The organism is Prevotella conceptionensis 9403948, assembly GCF_000312305.1.
In the GTDB taxonomy this organism is placed as follows: domain Bacteria; phylum Bacteroidota; class Bacteroidia; order Bacteroidales; family Bacteroidaceae; genus Prevotella; species Prevotella conceptionensis.
The window spans coordinates 6,380-8,082 of the sequence record NZ_HE999465.1; the positions used below are offsets into that span (position 1 = coordinate 6,380).

Annotated in this window: 2 protein-coding genes and 2 pseudogenes; all 4 read right to left on the bottom strand. The window is 41.6% G+C overall.

Annotation, left to right across the window (positions count from 1 at the left end):
* Positions 1–177, bottom strand: a pseudogene (locus BN93_RS19125) (RHS repeat protein); the annotation flags it as partial.
* A 25-nt stretch (positions 178–202) separates the two neighbouring features.
* Complete coding sequence (locus tag BN93_RS15500; protein WP_198007542.1) at positions 203–712, bottom strand: hypothetical protein; 510 nt, start codon at positions 710–712, stop codon at positions 203–205.
* Positions 681–1,370, bottom strand: a complete 690-nt coding sequence (locus BN93_RS18165) for a hypothetical protein (RefSeq protein WP_198007543.1) — start codon at positions 1,368–1,370, stop codon at positions 681–683. The genes BN93_RS15500 and BN93_RS18165 overlap by 32 nt, the downstream gene beginning before the upstream one ends.
* Positions 1,356–1,703 (bottom strand): annotated as a pseudogene (locus BN93_RS17200) (RHS repeat domain-containing protein); the annotation flags it as partial. The gene BN93_RS18165 and the pseudogene BN93_RS17200, both read right to left, overlap by 15 nt.

Below are 1,703 nucleotides of genomic sequence, written 5' to 3' on the forward strand. Positions count from 1 at the left end.
CCCCTTCTCGTCGGTATAGCTCTCGGCATGGCGACCGAGCGCATCGGTCACCCTTGTTTCGAGCATCGGCTCGCCGTCGTGGGAGACGATGCCGTAGGCCGTCGTGGTCATAGCCCCGTCGGGCAGCGTAACCTTCGTCGTGCGGTCGTAGGCATCGTATTCGGTGGTTGCCTGTATAATTGTTAGTTACCACTAAATTTCTTTAATCTATTGTTATTCTTATCGGAATAAACACCGCAATGGGCTTATCTGAAAATACAAGAACCTCTTGCTCAACATCCTTTAACACCCTTAACAATTCTTTATCAAACGAAGATGTTAAACCACGAGCTAGCCTAAGTTCTAAAATGTTAGATTTAGGTACGGCAAGTAAAAGCACAATAGCTGTACCCGATGTGAATGTCTCATCATCAACGCGGAATTTACGCAAAATTTTGTCTTTTAATTTAAGTAGCGTTTGAATTTCAACGTTCCAAGTTGCATTATCAATAATTTCTCCTTTCCTTGAGAAGTAACAATCTCTTACGATTGTATTATTAAATCGCCAAAGCTGCTCGTATTTAAGCCCTTGAACATCATATAATACACTACTCTCTTGTTCCTTATCAGAAATAACAATTCTATTCTGTCCACAAGAGGCATTAGAGATGAATAATAGCATATATATGCACAAGCGGATTTTATTTCTCTTTAAAATTACGAATGGATTCATGTTCTCTTTCCTTTATTTGATTTTCTAGTTCTATATTGCCGTCCTGCGTTCCTGTTGAGCCACCATGACGAGGGTCTTTGCCAATTAAATACATATACAAATGGCCATCAAATTCATGACCAACGGCTTTTGCTTGCTCTTCCGGAGTTGCAAGTGGGTTTATAAAAACTTTAAAGTTCTTTGAGGGAGAAATCTCTCCACCAGGAAATGCCTTTTGCTCATCTGTAGGACGCAAGGTTGCACCAAAATTACCAGATACCTCTATCTCATCTTTAAGACCCTGTTTCAATAATACGAGAGAATATTGCTGTCTTAGTTCCTTTGGTCCAGAATAGTTCCTCATCCTAATCTGGTATTCATTTGAGCGTTTAGGTTCTTTAAAATCTTTAGACTCAATTTTTCCTGAAGAATCCATATACATATATGTTTTCGAAGTCGCGTCAAAGTCTACAGTTCTTCTGTCTGAAACAATTCTCTTTAAAATGTCAAGATTCTTACTTGTGGGGTTTCTTCTACAAGCTTCCTCTACAGAACTCAACTCAATATAAAGGTTTTTATCCAACACTATTACCGAACGGGCTCCTGCGGGTAAACTAGAAAGTAATACAGAAAACGATGCTGTGTTAGCAACATGTACTTTTGCTCCATCTGAATCCATCAACTTTACAGGGTTTCCTATACAATATACATACCCGCCAACGCTCGGATACTTCTCTGCCAACGGATCCACCCCATACCACAAACTCGTCCTCGGATTCATGTACCTCGCGCCATAATAGTACAACCCTGTTTCTTGATCGAACTCCTTGCCATTGAACTTGTACGGCATTTCCTCGCTACTGCTGTGTTCGTCCACGAGCAACTCGCCGTAGGGTAAGTACGCATCGAACTGGGTAATGTTGGCCTTGGCGTCGGTGATTAAGAGGTGCTGCCGAGGTGGTCGCTATGATAGAAGAAGATTTCCTCGGTGTTGGTTGTGTCAGCAGGCACG